15 protein-coding genes are annotated in these 16439 nt (G+C 64.2%); 8 read left to right on the top strand and 7 right to left on the bottom strand.

All coding sequences use genetic code 11. The features are described from left to right. Positions 1-111: 111 nt before the first annotated feature. Positions 112-735: a malonic semialdehyde reductase gene (locus tag AC1VVM_RS22535; RefSeq protein WP_482956572.1), complete on the bottom strand. Its 624-nt coding sequence runs from the start codon at positions 733-735 to the stop codon at positions 112-114. Between the two features lie 13 nt (positions 736-748). Then, a complete protein-coding gene (locus tag AC1VVM_RS22540) occupies positions 749-1930 on the bottom strand; it encodes an LLM class flavin-dependent oxidoreductase (protein WP_482956573.1) in 1182 nt (393 codons plus the stop codon). 372 nt (positions 1931-2302) lie between these two features. Here AC1VVM_RS22540 and AC1VVM_RS22545 point away from each other — a divergent pair, with 372 nt between their 5' ends. The 3 genes from AC1VVM_RS22545 to AC1VVM_RS22555 all read left to right on the top strand — a co-directional run bounded on the left by AC1VVM_RS22545 (position 2303) and on the right by AC1VVM_RS22555 (position 6528). Beyond that, a complete protein-coding gene (locus tag AC1VVM_RS22545) occupies positions 2303-4933 on the top strand; it encodes a TonB-dependent receptor (RefSeq protein WP_482956574.1) in 2631 nt (876 codons plus the stop codon). Positions 4934-5152: 219 nt separating this feature from the next. After that, a complete protein-coding gene (locus AC1VVM_RS22550) occupies positions 5153-5758 on the top strand; it encodes an O-methyltransferase (protein ID WP_482905953.1) in 606 nt (201 codons plus the stop codon). 20 nt (positions 5759-5778) lie between these two features. Continuing rightward, positions 5779-6528, top strand: coding sequence for a siderophore-interacting protein (locus tag AC1VVM_RS22555; RefSeq protein ID WP_482956575.1), 750 nt, complete (start codon positions 5779-5781; stop codon positions 6526-6528). A gap of 16 nt (positions 6529-6544) precedes the next feature. Here the strand turns inward: AC1VVM_RS22555 and AC1VVM_RS22560 are convergent, their stop codons facing one another. After that, positions 6545-6916, bottom strand: a complete 372-nt coding sequence (locus AC1VVM_RS22560; RefSeq protein WP_482956576.1) for a putative quinol monooxygenase — start codon at positions 6914-6916, stop codon at positions 6545-6547. Positions 6917-6981: 65 nt separating this feature from the next. Here AC1VVM_RS22560 and AC1VVM_RS22565 point away from each other — a divergent pair, with 65 nt between their 5' ends. Continuing rightward, a complete protein-coding gene (locus tag AC1VVM_RS22565) occupies positions 6982-7302 on the top strand; it encodes an ArsR/SmtB family transcription factor (protein ID WP_482956577.1) in 321 nt (106 codons plus the stop codon). Positions 7303-7499: 197 nt separating this feature from the next. On the opposite strand, the gene AC1VVM_RS22570 is transcribed toward AC1VVM_RS22565, so the two are convergent. Together AC1VVM_RS22570 and AC1VVM_RS22575 are read right to left on the bottom strand one after the other, a co-directional pair. Next, positions 7500-8582 (bottom strand): LLM class flavin-dependent oxidoreductase, encoded by a 1083-nt coding sequence (locus AC1VVM_RS22570; RefSeq protein ID WP_482956578.1) that lies wholly within the window; start codon positions 8580-8582, stop codon positions 7500-7502. A gap of 209 nt (positions 8583-8791) precedes the next feature. Further along, the gene (locus tag AC1VVM_RS22575; protein WP_482956579.1) at positions 8792-10111 is read right to left on the bottom strand and encodes a lipase family protein; all 1320 of its coding nucleotides are present in this window, start codon (positions 10109-10111) and stop codon (positions 8792-8794) included. 415 nt (positions 10112-10526) lie between these two features. On the opposite strand from AC1VVM_RS22575, the gene AC1VVM_RS22580 reads away from it, so the two are divergent. From AC1VVM_RS22580 to AC1VVM_RS22595, 4 genes are all read left to right on the top strand, one after another. Then, complete coding sequence (locus AC1VVM_RS22580) at positions 10527-11243, top strand: ABC transporter permease (protein ID WP_482956580.1); 717 nt, start codon at positions 10527-10529, stop codon at positions 11241-11243. Further along, positions 11240-12022, top strand: coding sequence for an ABC transporter permease (locus AC1VVM_RS22585; RefSeq protein ID WP_482956581.1), 783 nt, complete (start codon positions 11240-11242; stop codon positions 12020-12022). The genes AC1VVM_RS22580 and AC1VVM_RS22585 overlap by 4 nt, the downstream gene beginning before the upstream one ends. Positions 12023-12094: 72 nt before the next feature. After that, positions 12095-12949, top strand: a complete 855-nt coding sequence (locus tag AC1VVM_RS22590; RefSeq protein ID WP_482905961.1) for an ABC transporter ATP-binding protein — start codon at positions 12095-12097, stop codon at positions 12947-12949. A 51-nt stretch (positions 12950-13000) separates the two neighbouring features. Beyond that, a complete protein-coding gene (locus AC1VVM_RS22595) occupies positions 13001-14068 on the top strand; it encodes an ABC transporter substrate-binding protein (protein WP_482956582.1) in 1068 nt (355 codons plus the stop codon). Between the two features lie 65 nt (positions 14069-14133). Here the strand turns inward: AC1VVM_RS22595 and AC1VVM_RS22600 are convergent, their stop codons facing one another. Further along, complete coding sequence (locus AC1VVM_RS22600; protein ID WP_482905963.1) at positions 14134-15288, bottom strand: LLM class flavin-dependent oxidoreductase; 1155 nt, start codon at positions 15286-15288, stop codon at positions 14134-14136. Positions 15289-15302: 14 nt separating this feature from the next. Then, positions 15303-16244 (bottom strand): LLM class flavin-dependent oxidoreductase, encoded by a 942-nt coding sequence (locus AC1VVM_RS22605; RefSeq protein ID WP_482956583.1) that lies wholly within the window; start codon positions 16242-16244, stop codon positions 15303-15305. Positions 16245-16439: the final 195 nt, after the last annotated feature.

The following is a 16439-nucleotide window of genomic DNA, read 5'->3' on the forward strand; positions in this document are numbered from 1 at the left end:
CCCCGTCCTGAACTTCGCACCGTCCTGAACTTCGCACCGTCCTGACTGGGGGCAGCAGGACGGTGGCTGCCGGAAGGGCCGCGAAACGGTGCGCGGCCCTTCCGGCTTAAGTCACAGTATCTGCACCGCCTCCTCGAAAGCGAGGCGGGGCCCGCGTTCACCGATCGCGCTGCGGTCTCCATATCCCAGGTTGAGCAGCAGCAGAGATCGCCAGCGTCCATCGGGAAAGAATTCGCGGTCCAGCGCGGCGGCATCGAACCCGGTCATCGGTCCCGCATCAAGGCCCAGCGAACGCGCCGCCACGATCAGAAACGCCGCCTGCAAGGCCGCATTGAATACCCCCGCCGAACGGATGCGCTCCTCTTCCACGAAGAAGGCGGACACGTCCCTCCCGGGCAGTAGCGCGGGCAAATGCTCGAAGAAGCGGCTGTCCCAGGCGACGATGACATTCAGCGGTGCCGCCAGCGTCTTCTCCCGGTTGCTGCCCGACAGCGCGGGTGCCAACCGCTGCCTTGCCGTATCGCTGCGCACGAAGACATAGCGTGCCGGCTGCGCGTTGAAGCCGGTCGGCGCCAGCTTGGTCAGGTCATAGAGCGCGTGCAGCGTTGCGTCATCGACCGGACGGTCGACAAAACTGTGGTTGCTGCGGGCCTGCGTGAAAATCTGGTCGAGCGCTTCCGCCGTCAGGGTTCCGGCAGACGGGGTGGCCGCCGGGGCTGTCGAAGTAATCGTCATCTTGCGTTCTCCTTCAGACGACCGGTGCGAGCGCGGACGCGCGGCGGGCATTGAGCAGCGACACTTCGAAACCGTGATCGAGTTCCAGCAGCGGGAACAGCAAGTGCGCGACGCGGTGAGCCTCCTCGATCAACGGCCAGCCGGACAGGATGAAGGACTTCGCCCCCTGCGCCTCGAACTCGCGAATGCGGGCGGCGACGTTTTCCGCACTGCCGACCAGCGTAGTGCCGGCGCCCGGCCCCAGCAGGCCGAAACCGTGCAGAGCAGGGCCCGTCCAGATATTCGGATAGATCTCGTAATCGCGCGCCTTGGGCAGCCGGCCGCTGCGGATCGCGTCGAGGTTGCGGTTCACCCGATCGTCCGCGCTGCGATAGGTTTCCAGCGTTTCGCCCGGCGGCAACTGACGCTTCAGCGACTGCAGCGCGTAATCGAGCGAGGTCTGATCGACCAGCCACTGTGCATAGTCCCAGGCTTCCTCCTCGGTCTCGCGCACGATGATCTGGAGGCGGGTACCGTAATCGAGCGTGCGGTCCAGTTTGGCCGCCTCGGCCCCGACCCGGCGGAACTTGTCGCCCAGTCGCTGCGGCGTATCCGCAAAGCTGAGATAGGTGTCGAGCAGTTGCACCGAATGCGCCACGCCGGGCGCCGATGTGCCAGCGCCCCAAAGCGGCACCGGATCGCGCTCCGATCCTTCATGTGCGGGGCGATAGCCACGGCCCGGCGGCGGCGCGAGCTGGATGTACTTGCCATGAAATCCCTCGGGCGCGCCGGAATAGGCATGCTTGAATGCGCGCCAGTATTCGAGGCTGTAATCGTAGCGCTCGTCATGGGCGAGATGCATGCCATAGGCCTGCTGGGTTGCGTCATTTCCGTTGACGGCATTGAGTGCCAGCCGACCACCCGAGAAATTGTTGATGGTCAGCGCGATCTGCGCAAGTTTCGCAGGCGACATTAGCCCCGGATGCACCGCGCCCAGAAATGTCATGCGCCGGGTTGCCGCCAGGGTAGCGGCCGCCACCGTCAGCACGTCGTTGCCGCCATATCCCGTCGCCAGCAGGGCGCCGTAAAAGCCCAGCTTGTCTATCGTTGCGGCAAGTTGCTGGAGATGATCGAAGCCGGTATCCCAGCGCCCCTTCTCCTCCCACGGGACTACGCCATCGGGCGCGGTGAGATACCACAGAATCTTGACTGCCATGTGCGTTCATCCTTTCGATCGTGACGGCGCTGCCGTTGCTGCCATGGCGAACTGCTGCATTTCGCGCGCATTGCCCGCCATTGCCTGACGAGAAGCAAGACCCGGGCCAGACCCTATATTGCTCATTGCACCTTGTTTACTGGGCGATGGCGTCGCCGCGGCGCCCGCTCGACTGTTCAAAGCGCAGCATTGTTGCGCGCAATTCACCAGATATCACAATCGATTCCATTGATATTTCGCATAAAATCGCTCTGGCACGCGCTTTGCTTTGAGAGCTGCAAGGGGGTGGCCATCCACAAGGACGCGCAACAGGGGCGTTCGGCTTCACCCGCAAAAAGCACCGGGTCGACCGGCTTGAAGCAGGAGCAGTTAATGCGCGTCACCAAGTATCTTCTCGGCATCAGCGTTCTCGGCCTCGCCGCTCCGGGAGTAGCGGGGGCGAGCGCAACAAACGGCCGTGATGTGGCTGCAGCGGGCGGCGAAGAAATGGAAAGCGCGCCGGAAAATGGCGCGGAAGGTTCGGACAACGCGATTACGGTCAACGGCGATCGGCTGAAGAAGGACACCTCGATCCTGCCGACACGCGCGCCGATATCGATCTACGGCACCAGCGAAAGCATCCTCGATACGCCGCGCTCGGTTACGCAAATCAACGCCGAACAGTTGACCAAGGATATCATCCTTAGTTCCGACGATCTCGCCAAGTATACGCCTGGAATCACCCGTGGCGGCGGCCAGAACGCGGGCATCGCGCCACAATTGCGCGGGCAGGCCACTGAGATCTTCCAGGACGGGCAGCGCGGCTACTCCGTGCGTCACCCGGCCAACTTCAATGCCTACGAAGGGGCAGACATCGTCGCCGGGCCGTCCTCGGTGATCTTCGGATCGGTGACGGGCAGCGGCGGCTATATCAACTACATCACCAAGAAGCCGGATTTCGATCAGCGCCGTTCCAGCCTGACAACGCGCATCGGCACGCTCATTCCCGATGGCGACAGCAAGTTCGCCTTCACCATTACGGGTGACGATACCGGCCCGATCAGCGATACTCTGGCCTATCGTACCAGTGTGACCGTCCAGAAGCAGGACGACTACTACGACAACGTCAAGAACAACTACTACGCGTTCTACGGCGCTCTCGCCTGGCGGCCGACCAGTCAGTTCCACGCGGACCTGAACCTCTCCTACGACAACTATTACGACTGGAACGTTACCCACGGCTGGAACCGCGCCACGCAGGAACTGGTCGACAACGGTCTCTACCATGCCGGCCGTGCGACACCGATCATCCAGAACGGCGCGACTTACTGGTCGCCCGTCTTAGCGTCTGGCGCCGCGGATTCGGCGACTTTGGGGTGGGTGCAGCGTGCCCGCAACGCCAACGGTCAGTATGTCGTCGTCCCCGGCTCGTTCCAGTCCGGCTCGCCTAATACCCAGAGCCGCCCCGGCACTGTGCGCGGCTGGGTCTACGACCCAACGCTGGCGGGCAACGAACTGGTCAAGCTGTCACCCCAGCGCTCGCAGCGCGCTGAAGACCAGAACACCGCCAAGCGCATCACCGCCCAGCTGCACCTGAACTACGAATTCAACGAGAATACCAGCCTGGTCAACAGCACCTTCTACCAGCGCTCGAACGATACCACCGACGCCGTCGGATCTTTTCAGGTACAATCGCGCGATCGCATCTTCGACAACCGCCTCGAACTGCGCCACCGTTTCACAAATCTGTTCGGCCTCGGCATCGACGACGACAGCAATACCGGTGTGATCTACCGTCACGAAACCAACCGTTCGATCGCCGCGAACAACAGTTTCGGCACGACGATCTACGCCTACGATCTGACGCTCGATCCCTCCACCAAGAATCCGGGCGATCTTCTGGGGCTTACCGCGTCCAACCCCAATGGCGGCAACGCGGCATGGATCGGAACGGCCGGCGTACCGCAGTATTCCAGCTCGCTCGGCTGGCTCAACCTGCCCCCGATGTACTATGCGGGGAACGGCTTCTACGCGGAATCGGTGGCATCCTACACGTCGCAATCGAAATGGAGCACGACCACGATCTTCACCCAGCACAACCTCAAGTTTGGGAGCTTTGCCGGCCTCAACGCCGGGGCGAGTCACAGCTGGGTCGATGCCTCGATCAAGAACCCCTTCGTTCAGCCGGGCGGGAGTGACCGTGCGGACAGCGGGCTATACAAGCTCTATTCGGTTCAGGTCAGCCCTTACGTGAAGCCTACCGCAAATTCGACCATCTACTTCACCTACGACCGCTCCATCGCAATCAATACCGGCGGCTTTGCGAACGGGCTAAGCTGGGGCAGCGGCGCCACTGCTAATCTGCTCAATCCGCTCCAGTTCGATAGCCTGAGCGAACTCTACGAGGTTGGTCTGAAGGCCGAGCCAATCGCGAACCAGCTGTTCTTCACGCTGGCCGGCTTCCGGCAGGCGCGCGACCAGAGCCCGGACCAGTTCAACAACATCGCCCGTCTTATCGTGAAGGGCATCGAAACGACCCTGCGTTATCAGCCCAGCGAAGCCTGGCGTACCGGCATCAACTTCAACTACCTGACCGCCTACAACGAATATACAACGCAAATCGGCTTCGCCCCGCGCGGTTTCGTGCCCGACAACGGCACCGTGTTCAGCGACAACAACGTGCTGAACCAGCTTCCCGCCGGCCGCTACGATGCCGTGCAGATCCCAAAATACAACCTCAGCGGCTATATCGACTGGCGCCATCCTTCAGGCTTCGGCGCAGAGCTTTCAGGGTGGCTGACCAGCCCCTGGTGGCTCAATCTTAGCAAGACGGTACGCGTTCCCACCAGCTACAACCTCGACCTTGGTCTGTTCTATCGCCAGCCGCGCTGGAACGCGGCGATCCAGGTGCAGAACCTGACCAACCAGCTGAACTTCGTGAGCGGCCTAGCCGGATCGACCAACACCTTCCTGCAGCCCACGCGCGGACGATCGATCATGGCGCAATTCGGCGTCAATTTCTGATCTCCCACTTTCGGCAGCAGCGCCACGGATGTCGTGCAGCGCAGCATCACCAGGCCATCCTCCCCCCGGTGATGCTGCACTGGACGCATCATAAAATAATATTGCGATATATCTTGACGCCATCTTGGATGGCGATAGGTTCTACCGGCGGGGTGCGTAGCCAAGCCATGCGCGCCCAATCGTCAAACGACCGCAAGGTCCCGGCCGGAGAACAGAAATATGGATGCAAACGTCTCGGCAGTGCTGGATGGGTATCACGCCCGTATCGAACGGGAGCGTACCCTGCCGCGTCCGGATTCCCGCGCCGATATCGACGAGCGCCTGCTGGCTGTCGGGCCGGAAACGGGCCGCCTGATCAACATCCTCGCCCGCAGTCAGGAAGCGCCGACGATACTCGAGATAGGCACCTCCTACGGCTATTCGGGCATCTGGCTGGCGGACGCGGCCCGTGCCTCTGGCGGCAGGCTGATCACGCTTGAGCTTCAGGATTACAAGTCCGCCCATGCCCGAGAAAAAGCACAGGAAGCGGGGCTGGCGGACTTCATCGACTTCCGCGTCGGCGATGCCGTGCAACTGATCACGGCGCTCGACATAAAGATCGATTTCGTGCTGCTCGATCTCTGGAAGGACCTCTACGTCCCCTGCCTCGAAGCGTTCTATCCCAAGCTCAATCCCGGCGCGATCGTGGTTGCCGACAACATGATCCGTCCCGGCGGCGAAAACGTGCAGCGCTATGCTGACGCCGTGCGCGCCCTGCCCGGCATGTCCAGCATCCTGCTGCCCGTGGGCACGGGTATCGAGGTCAGCCGCTACCTCCCTGCATGAGCCTTTCGGAGCACCGCCGCATGAAGCATGAAATTATCCGTCACCGTCACGAAACCCGCCGCCGGCGCCTTACCGTGGCCGAGAAGGCCCACCTCACCCCAGCCATGATCCGCATCGTGCTGACGGGCGAGGAACTGGCGGATTTCGTCAGCCTGGGCGCAGACGATCATATCAAGCTGTTCCTTCCCGCCGAAGAAGGTGACCGGCAGGAAAAGCGCGATTACACACCCCGCGCCTACGACCGCGATGCCCGGCGACTGACCATCGATTTCGCCGTCCACGAAGCCGGCCCGGCCACCCGCTGGGCCATTGCGGCCCAGACCGGAGACGAAATCGAAATCGGCGGTCCGCGCGGTTCGGCGGTCGTCTCGCCGACGTTCGACTGGTGGCTGCTGATCGGCGACGCGACCGCGCTGCCTGCCATCGCCCGCCGTATCGAGGAACTGCCAGCTGGCGTCGAGGCGATCAGCGTCGTCGCCGTGACTTCGGCGGAGGAGGAGCAGACCCTCACTACCGCCACACGGCACAGCGCGATCTGGGTACACCGGCCCAGCGATCAGGCAGACGATCCCACAGCGCTGCTCTCCGCCCTGCGCAATATCGCGCTGCCGACAGGCGACGGCTTCGTCTGGATCGCGGCGGAAACGTCCGTGGCCAGGGTCGTGCGCGACTACCTCGCCGCCGAGCGCGGCCATCCGCGCGAATGGACCAAGGCCGCGGGCTATTGGCGAAAGGGCGAGGCGGATTCGCACGGCAAACTGACCGACTGATCCGCTTGCCGGTCCATCACGATAGGGTGCGAACGCCTTCTGCCGGATAGGGGCTGGCCATCCGAAGCCAGATAATATCCAGATCGCCATCGAGATAATCGGCCCTGTCGGCAAGGAACGCAGCGACATAGGGCATGGCAAGGTGCTCCTGCAGATCCGCGCGCGAACGCCACACTTCGTAAAAGTGGAACTGCAGCGGGTCCCCTCGGTCCCGGTGGACGTGATAGGCCAGAGCGCCTTCTTCCAGCCGGGTCGGGGCCACCAACGCCACCAGACGTTCCTCCAGCGCATCGGCTCGGCCCGTCTTGGCCCGCGCGGTGCCGGTCAGGGCGTATGGTCCGGTTTCACCAGGCTGGGGCAGCGGCAGGTCGATTCCGGTCTTGGACATGACAATCTCCATAGGTATGATCATAAGCATACCTATGGAGAAGGTAATATGGAAGGCTTACCTTGATGCCTGATAGCGACGGGCATCCTTCCGCGCAGGAATTGGAACTGGGCACGGTTCTCTCGGCAATTGCCGATCCCTTGCGCCGTCATGTGGTCGCCACGCTGGCTCTTCTGCCGGACGGCGCCGAGCGGACTTGCGCGTCCTTTGGCTTTCCGGTCAGCAAGGCCTCGCTCACGCATCATTTCAAGGTGCTGCGCCATGCTGGCCTGATCCGTCAGGTCGATCGGGGCAACAGCCGCGCGGCAACCTTGCGGCGTGACGATCTGGAAGAGCGATTTCCCGGCCTGCTGGCCATCGTGATCGCGGAGGCGCAAGCCGGCTGACGGGCAGCCGCCAAGCGGCGCAGCGTGCCGGCCGCACAGGGATTGACGGCCGTACCTGCGCTGCGCCGCGCGCCATCCAGTCGCGATGGGGTAGACCCTTCTCACTCTGGATGATGCGGTAGTCCGGGTTGTACACCGCGGACGCCGCCTTGCCCTTGTCCGCAATGGCCAGGGTCAGGATCTATCAATCGATGCGATCAGGCGCGAAGCCGGATCGCTGCCTCGTCGTCGCGCCGGCGCACCGCTTCCCGCACCGCCGGAATGATGGTGCGGCCGTATTCAACGGCATCGTGATAGGGATCGTAGCCCCGGCTCAGAAACGTCGTGACTCCCAGATCGTAGTAGTCGAGCAGCGCTGCCACGACCGTATCGGGCGTGCCGACCAGCGACGTGGAATCCGTGCCCCCACCGATCGCCGTCGAGGTGCCGAGGAACAGCGCACGGTCGAACCGTTCAGCCTGCTGGGCGAAGGCAAGCTGGCGCTGCCCTCCGCCGCTCTGGCCGCGATCGCCGCGTAGCGAACCGCCGTGGTTGGCCCGTAGCTGCGCTTCGATACGGCGGGCCTTGGCCCAGGCCAGCTCGTCCGTCTCGCCAAGGATCAGGCGCACCGACAGGCTGACGCGCGGCGCGCTTAGCCCCTGCTGGCCAGCGACCACGTGTAGCTTGGCGATGCGCTGCGCCGTGTCCGCCAGCGGCTCCGCCCACAGGGCATAGAGATCCGAATGCCTGACCGCGACATGATAGGCCGCGTCAGATGATCCGCCGACCGAGATAGGGACATAGGGTTTGCTCAGGGGTTTGACCGGCAGGAACGCCCCCTTCACTGTGTAGTACTTGCCGGAAAAGTCGAAAGGCTCGGTCGCGGTCCAGGAGCGGCGGATGATTTCGAGATATTCATCGGCCCGGGCATAGCGCTCGTTCTTGTCGACCAAGGTTTCGCCATGCTCCGGCTCGGCCGCGAAGCCGGTGATCGCGTGAAGCCGCACGCGCCCACCGGTCGTGTGATCCAGCGTGGCGAAAGCCCGGGCCGCGACGGTGGGCGCGACAAGGCCGGGGCGATGCGCGATCATGAAACCCAGCCGCTCGGTATGGGCAGCGGCATGGGCGGCAAGGAAGATCGGGTCCGCTCCGCCATTGGCGATCAGCACCCGGTCGAACCCGGCATGCTCATGCGCGCGGGCAAGGTCGCGCAAGTATTCGAGATCCGGCGCCTGACCGTAAGCGCCGAAGGGATTGAGCTGATTGCGCGGAAACAGTCCGCCTACGAATTCGACTGGCATCGATCACTCCATCCTTAGCGGCCCCGCCCGGCAGCACTGCCCGGCGGTTCATCGCTTGCCTTAAGCAACAAGGGTGCCAGACCATCCACCGTCCCGGAAAAACGGGAATTCCCGCGGATATGCGCCGGTGCCTACGGTAGGAGCGGGTGGTGCTTTCGCAGCATCTCTCCCGCCCGCCGCACGGTTTGCAGCAGCGCGGCCGAGCCACGCTATTGCAGACGGGGCTCGCAGATCGGCGTGATCTTCTCTCCGGCGAAAAGCTTCTTCACGAAGGGGATGGAATCGCGTAGCGACGCATTCACCGTCGCGCTGTGGCCCAGTCCCGCATAGACGTGCCCCTCCACCACCGAACCCGCCGCGCAGGCATCCTTCATCAGGGTCAACTGGTTGAGCGCGGAGGGCGTAAGGTCTGAAGCGCCCGTGCCGATGAAGATCGGCACTTGCAGCCGCAGCGTGGGATAGCGGCCGTAACGCGCCGCCCTGTCATCGGCCGTGGCCAGATAGCGGCGATAGCGTTCGCCCGGCGTTTCCAGAATCGTCTCGGCGCGGGTGAAGGCACCGAACTCGGCATCGGCCTCCACCGCCGCAAGGCAGCTTGTCCGGGCTTTTACGGCAAGGGGGATACCCTTGGCGCTGAACACATCCGAAAATTGCAGCGCCGGATCGAACTGCTGCGCCACCACGAAGCCGAACAGGCTGTAGACGATCGCCTCATCGAACACGTTGGGGTTGGCCTTCACCGGCGGCGGCGGAAGCGGCCCCAGATCGGGCGAGCGGTTGTAGATAACGCCGGTGCCGACCGCGCCCTTCAGGTGAATGTCCGGCGCATAAGTGGGCGCATAGGACGCCGCGCCGAACGCTGCCGCACCGCCTTGCGACTGGCCGACGATCACCGCATTGTTGGCAAGATCCGGCACACCGCTCACAACCGCGCGGATACTGTCCAGCACGCCGTAAGAGATCGCCGGAATGTTGATCAGCGGGTGCGGCCCCGGCACACCCAGTCCTTCGTAATCAGTGGCGACGACGGCATAACCCTCATCCAGCCAGCGATTGAGATAGACGGTATCGCGATAGGACCGCCCCGCCCATGAAGGCGCGCAGATATCGGCAAGCCCTACCGTGCCGTGGGCCCAGGCGATCACCGGCCAGCCCCCTTTGGGCGGCTTGCCCTTGGGCAGGAACAGCGCGCCGGATACGGCGATCGGCGTCTTGCTGTCGAACCCGCTGGTGGAGCTGTAGAGGATGCGAAGCTGCCGCCCCGCGCTGGCAAGCCCGATCGTCTCGGGCAAAAGTTCGCTGCGCAGCAACTTGCCCGGGGTAGCGGGGATCGTCTGCTTCCATTCGTAGAACGGAGATACCCGGCCATCGCCCTGCTCCGGGTTGGGCGGCGGTGCCAGCTCTGCAAAAGCCGGCGCGGAGGTCGTAGCGGCCACCATCATCATCGCCGCCCCTGCAAGCGCTGCCCGGGCGAAACGACTATCGCTGAAACGGCGGGCCGGAGATTGCGGCAAATCGGATGTCGGCATCGTTGCGGACCTTTCGCATCGGTTTGGGAACACAGCGAAAAGCAACAAGCGTGCCGATCGGCGCGAACCGGTACGAAACTCCCGAAACACCGCGCTCTCACCCCATCGACCCGGCATCTCGATTGGCCCGAACTGCGCAGCGCCTCGCGGATATGCGCAGCGCCGGACACCAACCGCGAACTGGTCGTATCCACGCAGGGCGCTGCGCAATTTTCGACAGTTGCGCGAAACCGGGCAACCGCTTCCGCCTGCGTTCGCGCTGGTTCCCGCACGGGCGCGGTACGGGTGCGAGACTGGCACGGACCTTGCTGATCTTCACAAGGGCCGCAAAGGCCGAAGGAGAAGCACCGCCGTGCCAGCAGAAAGTTCCCGAACGTCGCGGTCCCTTTCCGCCGCGCTGCTTCGGTTCGCCCCCTTGGCCGCCATCCTGCTCCTGTGGGAGATCGCCGCGCTCAGCGGTATCTGGCCCCGGCAAGTGCTGGTGCCGCTCGAACAGGTGGGCGCCACGCTGCTCGACCTTGTTTCCAGCGGCGAACTGGAGCGCCATGTTTCCGCCAGCCTCTACCGGCTCGCCTGCGGCTTCCTGATCGGAAGCGCGTTCGGACTTGCCGGCGGGGTCGCCATGGCGCTGTCGTACAGCGTGCGCCGGCTGCTCTGGCCCACGTTCACCTGCATCCGACAGGTGCCGGTCATCGCCTTCATCCCGCTGCTGATCCTGTTCTTCGACGTGGAAGACAGCTTCAAGATCGTGATCGTCGCGATTGCCAGCTTCTTCCCCACCGCGCTGGCCACCCATGACGCAGTGCGCGACATTCCCGCCAGCCACCGCGAAGTGGCCCGCCTCTATCGCCTGCCGCTGGCTCCATTTCTGCGGCTGGTGATCCTGCCCGCCACCGTGCCGCAAGTGCTGACCGGCCTGCGCCTCGGCCTGGCGCGCGGCTGGCTCTCGCTGGTCGCCGCCGAACTGCTCGCGGCGGACAGCGGCCTTGGCCAGATGATGGAAATGGGCCGCCAGCTCTTTCAGATCGACGTGGTGCTCTGCGGCGTGATCGTCGCCGGAACGATCGGCTTCCTGCTCGACGGTTCAGTAGTGCGTCTGGAACGCCGGCTTACCTGCTGGAGGCAGGCATGAAGCCCCTTCTGGTACGCCTCAGGCCCGCCGCTCTGGCGCTGCTGTTCCCGGCGCTGGTACTCGGCTGGTGGGAATGGGAATCGCGGCAGAGCGCCGGCCACGCCTATGCCTTCGCTCCGATCGAACAGATCGCGCGCAGCTTCGTGGACATGCTGAGCGATGGGACGCTGCTGCTTCAGGCCGGGGCCAGCTTGCAACGCGCGCTGACGGCGCTGCTGATCGGCGGGTCCATCGGCATTGCGGCAGGCATCGCGACCGGGCTTTCGCGCATTCTGGATCGCACCGCATCGCCGCTGATCACCACCTTGCGACAAGTGCCGATCCTTGGCTGGCTGCCGCTCGTCGCCCTTTGGTTCGGCAATGGTGACGGGGCCAAGCTGCTGCTGGTATCGCTTTCGGCGTTCTATCCCACAGTCCTCAATACCCAGAAAGGCATGCAGGCGATCGAGCGCCGCCATGCCGAAGTGGGCCGGCTCTACGGCTTCACCCGGATGCAGGCCCTGCGCCTGATCGCCCTGCCCAGCGCCCTGCCGCTGATCTTCACCGGCATATCGCAGGCGCTGGCCTTTTCATGGATCGCGACCATCGGCGTGGAGCTGCTGTTCAGCGCCACGGCCGGCCTCGGCACCGTGATGATGGCCGCGCAAGTTGCCGCCCGCACGGACGTGGTGCTGGTCTGCGTCGCCTGCGTCGGCGTGATGGGCTTTGCGCTTAACCAGTTGTTCGCATGGCTGCGCGCGCGCCTGCTGCGCTGGCAGCCCGCCCCTACTGCAAACTAGGCCCCCCACCCGCTCGCTCCCTCCGCCCCCTCCCGCCCCCCGACGAGCGTGCCGAAAGATCAGGATTCAGCCATGACCGACCCCAGAACCGTCCGCGATCCGCTTGAACGCCCAGCCCACACCGGCACCGGCGCGGTGCGCATTTCCGGCCTTTCCAAGCAATATGCCATGGGTGGCAAGGCCCTGACCGTGCTGGACGGCATCGATCTGGCGATCCGGCCGGGTGAGTTCGTCAGCATCGTCGGGCCTTCCGGCTGCGGCAAGTCCACCCTGCTGCGCCTGATCGTCGGTCTGGATACCGACTACGACGGCGAGATCCGGCTCGACGATACGCGCGTTGCCGGAACCGGGCTGGAGCGCGGGCTGGTTTTTCAGGACCACCGCCTGTTCCCGTGGATGACGGTGGCGAAGAACGTCGAAGTCGCGCTCCTCAATCAGAAACTCCCGCGCGAGCGGCGGGACAGGCTGGTGGCCGAGCACCTTGCCCTCGTTGGCCTTTCCGATTTCGGAGATGCCTATCCGCACCAGCTTTCCGGCGGCATGGCCCAGCGCGCCGCTATCGCCCGCGCGCTGGTCAACGAGCCCAAGGTGCTGGCGCTGGACGAGCCGCTGGGCGCACTCGACGCGCTCACCCGCGTGAAAGTGCAGGCCGAATTGCAGCGCATCTGGATGGAGGCCGGCACCACCATGATCATGGTGACCCACGACGTGGACGAGGCACTGTTCCTTGGCGACCGCGTGGTGGTCATGTCTTCACGCCCCGGGCGCATCGCCCGGATCGTGGATGTCGACCTGCCCCACCCGCGCGACCGCGCCTCGCCACTGCTGCATCGCCTGAAGGACGAGATTCTGGCCGAACTCACCTACGAACCGCGCGGGGATGAGGACGGCACGCTGGTCACTTTTCCCGCCAGGACCCGCCCCTGAATCTCGGCCCTGAACAACACGTTTGATCGCTTTTCCCGGAGCATTCCCATCATGATAAAAGGTCGCAAGCTACTGGCATTGCTGCTGCCGCTTTTCGCCCTGGCCAGCGCCTGCTCGCCATCGGGCAAGGAAGCGGACGAGAAGATCGTCGATATCGCCGGCATCGTCACCCCGAAGGACGGCAAGAACGAATTCATAGGCGGCCTCGCCCGCATTCAGGAGGATGGCTGGCTGGACGCCGAACTGGCGAAGAAAGGTTGGAAGGCGCGCTGGGTGCCGGTTCCCGCCTCGGTCGGCGGGCCGGTGGTAAACGAAGGTTTTGCGGCCAAGACCATCGACATGGCCGCCTATGGCGACCTGCCCTCCGTCATCGCAATGGCAGGCGGAGTGGATCTGCGCCTTGTCGTGCCCAGCCGAAGCAGCACGAACATCTATCTTGCAGTCAGCAAGGATTCCACCGCCCGCACCCTGCGCGATCTCAAGGGCAAACGGATCGCACTCCATCGCGGCCGTCCGTGGGAGGCCGGCTTTGCGCGCTACGTCCAGTCGCAAGGAATGACGCTGGACGATTTCAAGATCATCAACGTCAACGCAGTGGCAGGCCAGGCCGCGCTGACCAGCGGCAAGGTGGACGCCATCGTGCTCATCCAGGCCGAAGCCTACGTGCTGCAAGACAAGGGACTTGCACGCATCCTCTGGTCCACCAGCAATGCGCCGGAAAGCTGGAAGATGGCCGCCGGCACTTTCGCCCGGAAGGATTTCCTCGCGGCGCATCCCGACATCGTGCAGACGGTGGTGACGGCTTTCGTCCGGCAGGCTTACTGGTCGAGCCAGGAGCAAAACCGCGATACCGTGCTGTCATGGGGCACACTGGGCGGCAGTCCGCTGGCCGCAGTGGTCAAGGATGCCGACAACAACCAGTTGCCCTGGCGCCAACGCTTTTCACCGCTGCCGAGCCCGGCGATCCAGGAACACTTCGACTTCGTATCCGACTATGCTTTCCGCACCGGGCTGACGCGGACCAAAGTTGACGTCTCCCATCTGATCGACCGGCAGTACGTCGACCAGGCTATCAAGGATCTTAAGCTCGAAGGCTGGTGGGATCCGCTCCCATCCTGACCTGACGAGAAAAAGGGCCCGGCGCGACGATCTGGTCGCGCCGGGCCCTTTTTTGCTGCCTTAACCTATTCCGCCGCTTCCAGCCGTTGGACCGCTTGATGGCCCAGCAACGGCAGTACTTCCTCGCCCACGCGGTAGGCTTCTTCGAGGTGCGGCGTGGCTGCCAGAATGAACGAATCCGCGCCCAGGGCGATCAGTTCATCTAGCCGCGCGGCGACGTTCTCATAGCTGCCGACGATGCCGAGCGCCGGGCCAGGTCGCAGCAGACTGAAACCGCCCCAGACATTGGGCGAGACGATAAGGTCGCGATAGTCGCGCGCGTCTGCCACGCCCAGCCCAGCCAACCGGCGCACTCCCACTGAATCGCCGCGTTGTCCGCCGAGAGCATCCCGGCTCGCCGCCTTCACATTGGCAAAACCGACCTCGATCTCTCGCCAGGCCTCCTCTTCCGTACGGCGCGCAACGACCTCGACCCGGATCGCGCACTTGATGCCCCGCCCCAGTTCGGCTGTGCGCGCCTTTACCGCATCGAATTTTTGCGCAAGCTGCTGAAACGGCTCCAGCCACGAAAGGTAATAGTCCGCATGGCGCGCGGCCGACTGCAAGGCCGCCTCGGACGATCCGGAAAAGTAGACCGTCGGCAAATCCTCCCGCGCCAAAGCAGGCGAAAGCGCGGCATCCGCCACTTCGTAAAAGCGACCCTTGTGGGTAAACGGCCCATGCTTCCACACGCCTTTCATCACGTCGAGAAACTCGGTGGTACGGCCGTAGCGATCGTCGTGATCGAACGGATCTCCCCACCAGCGCTGTCCAGGTCCACCGCCGCCGGTAATGATATTGTAGACCACTCGCCCGTTGGTCGCCCGCTGAAGGCTGGCCGACATGCGCGCGGCACGTACCGGGCTGAGGAAGCCGGGCTGGAACGCAATCATGAAACGGAACGCCTTGGTCGCCCGCGCCAGAGCAGCCGAGATCACCCAGGGATCATCGGTAACCGGGAACGAGGGCAGGAGGCCGCCGGCAAATCCGGAAATCTCGGCCGCTCGGGCAATCTCCGCCATATGATCGAGATAGCTGGTGCCGTCGGGCCCACCATCGACCAGCCCGGGTGTTTGATTGCCCGGCGCCAGCGGCGACCAGTCGCCGCGGTTCGAATTGCGTTCGCGAATGGAACTGCTGCATCCGTGAGTGGGAATGCGCCAGTAGAAATCGATGCTCATGTCGGGATTCTCCTTCAGGCCGCGATGGCCGCAGCGGCGCGAAAACGGCCGATGACCTGCTCGCCCGCGATATGGACTTCCTGAATCTGGTCGGGCGCCGACAGTACGGCGATGTCGAGCCCGGCGCGGGCAAGCGTCGCCAGAGCCGCGGCAACCGCGTCGTACGTTCCGACCAGCGCCGAAGGGGGCAGATGACGGCGATCGCGCTCGACCGCCACGTCCGGCTCCTCTGCGCGGGCCAGCAGCGGCATATGCGCGGCAACGCGCAGCACTGGATTGGCACGGCGCGCGTCGGCAATGAGATCGGCCAGAACCTCCAACGAGGGCGCCGTGTCGATCAGCAGCACTTGCGCATGGTCCAGCAATTCTGCGCCCGGCGCGTCCGCGCCGTGCAGCCATATAGGCGGCCTGCTTCGCCTCTGAACGAGACCGCCGAGACCGCCCTTTTCGACGACGAAGTAACGCCCTTCGAGGTCGAACGGTCCATCGCTCCACACCCCTTCCAGCAGCGTCAACAGCTCGACCGTGCGGGCGGAACGATCCGCCACTGCGACCCCGTCACCCGCCTGCAGACCTTGTCCGGGCTCGATCAACCATGCCTGCCGGTCGTCAGAAAAGCGCTGGACGCTGGACGCCATCTTGGCGTGGTAGACGCCCGAGGCCGATCCGGGCGCGACGGCGGTAACGATCTTCAGGCGCCGCGTTTCGCGTAGCAACGCACCGGTCACGATCCAGGGCTCCTCACCTTCCGGCTCGTCGGGAATGACAATGCCGTCGAAGCCGGTCAATTCGGCGGCGCGGGCGATCTGGGTCAGATAGTCGTAATGGTTGATCTGCAAGCGGCGGCTGCCGGCATCGCGGGCCGGAACCCAGGGCCGGTCGCCCTCCCCCCATTCGCCGCGCCCGCGATCGGCCGACGCCGCTGTCGACAGATGCCAGTAGAAGCTGAGCGCCATTCCAGAACCTCCTTCGGTGATACTCGCGTTTCGAAGACAACGCATTTCGAAGTCGGCTGAAGCACGGACCATGCCACCCGCGGTAAACCTGCTTGAAATCGTAAAGCTCTGCGCGGAAACTCCTGCCCACTGCGCAAAATTGCGCAGCAGCCGTAGCGATCTGAACAGCGACGGGCCGGATACCGTTCGCCGTCT

This window comes from Novosphingobium sp. BL-S-33, assembly GCF_056857025.1.

Bases quoted from the DNA above. Each gene is read 5' to 3' on its own strand.
- AC1VVM_RS22535 (WP_482956572.1), bottom strand. From the start codon at position 735: ATGACGATTACTTCGACAGCCCCGGCGGCCACCCCGTCTGCCGGAACC.
- AC1VVM_RS22540 (WP_482956573.1), bottom strand. From the start codon at position 1,930: ATGGCAGTCAAGATTCTGTGGTATCTCACCGCGCCCGATGGCGTAGTC.
- AC1VVM_RS22545 (WP_482956574.1), top strand. From the start codon at position 2,303: ATGCGCGTCACCAAGTATCTTCTCGGCATCAGCGTTCTCGGCCTCGCC.
- AC1VVM_RS22550 (WP_482905953.1), top strand. From the start codon at position 5,153: ATGGATGCAAACGTCTCGGCAGTGCTGGATGGGTATCACGCCCGTATC.
- AC1VVM_RS22555 (WP_482956575.1), top strand. From the start codon at position 5,779: ATGAAGCATGAAATTATCCGTCACCGTCACGAAACCCGCCGCCGGCGC.
- AC1VVM_RS22560 (WP_482956576.1), bottom strand. From the start codon at position 6,916: ATGTCCAAGACCGGAATCGACCTGCCGCTGCCCCAGCCTGGTGAAACC.
- AC1VVM_RS22565 (WP_482956577.1), top strand. From the start codon at position 6,982: ATGCCTGATAGCGACGGGCATCCTTCCGCGCAGGAATTGGAACTGGGC.
- AC1VVM_RS22570 (WP_482956578.1), bottom strand. From the start codon at position 8,582: ATGCCAGTCGAATTCGTAGGCGGACTGTTTCCGCGCAATCAGCTCAAT.
- AC1VVM_RS22575 (WP_482956579.1), bottom strand. From the start codon at position 10,111: ATGCCGACATCCGATTTGCCGCAATCTCCGGCCCGCCGTTTCAGCGAT.
- AC1VVM_RS22585 (WP_482956581.1), top strand. From the start codon at position 11,240: ATGAAGCCCCTTCTGGTACGCCTCAGGCCCGCCGCTCTGGCGCTGCTG.
- AC1VVM_RS22590 (WP_482905961.1), top strand. From the start codon at position 12,095: ATGACCGACCCCAGAACCGTCCGCGATCCGCTTGAACGCCCAGCCCAC.
- AC1VVM_RS22595 (WP_482956582.1), top strand. From the start codon at position 13,001: ATGATAAAAGGTCGCAAGCTACTGGCATTGCTGCTGCCGCTTTTCGCC.
- AC1VVM_RS22600 (WP_482905963.1), bottom strand. From the start codon at position 15,288: ATGAGCATCGATTTCTACTGGCGCATTCCCACTCACGGATGCAGCAGT.
- AC1VVM_RS22605 (WP_482956583.1), bottom strand. From the start codon at position 16,244: ATGGCGCTCAGCTTCTACTGGCATCTGTCGACAGCGGCGTCGGCCGAT.